General features: G+C 65.9%; 1 protein-coding gene. It reads left to right on the forward strand.

All coding sequences use genetic code 11. The features are described from left to right. A partial coding sequence (locus tag KVT32_RS29065; RefSeq protein ID WP_217619312.1) for a phage tail sheath subtilisin-like domain-containing protein occupies positions 1 to 375 on the forward strand: 375 nt, incomplete at both ends.

Here is a 375-nt window from a genome sequence, read left to right on the forward strand (position 1 = left end):
CCCGCAGGGCGAGACCGAGGCCGAGACCACCTCCAATGTCATTGGCGGCGTCGATCCGAATGGCCGATACACGGGCATGAAAGCGTTGTTGGCCGCCCAAAACTCCGGCCCCAAGGTCAAGCCGCGCATCATCGGCATTCCCGGCCTGGAAAACGCGGCGACCATCGCCGCCCTGGCCGAGACTGCGCAGAAGTTGCGCGGCTTCGGGTACGCCAGCATCACGGGCTGCAATACCATCGAAGAGGCCGCAGCATTCCGCGAAGGATTCGGCCAGCGCGAACTCATGCTGATCTGGCCTGACTTCCTGGGGTGGGACGCTCGCTCGAATGCGGAGGGCGTGATTACCGCGTCCGCTGCCGCGCTTGGCCTGCGGGC

The organism is Achromobacter sp. GbtcB20, assembly GCF_019091095.1.
In the GTDB taxonomy this organism is placed as follows: Bacteria; Pseudomonadota; Gammaproteobacteria; order Burkholderiales; family Burkholderiaceae_B; genus Achromobacter; species Achromobacter mucicolens.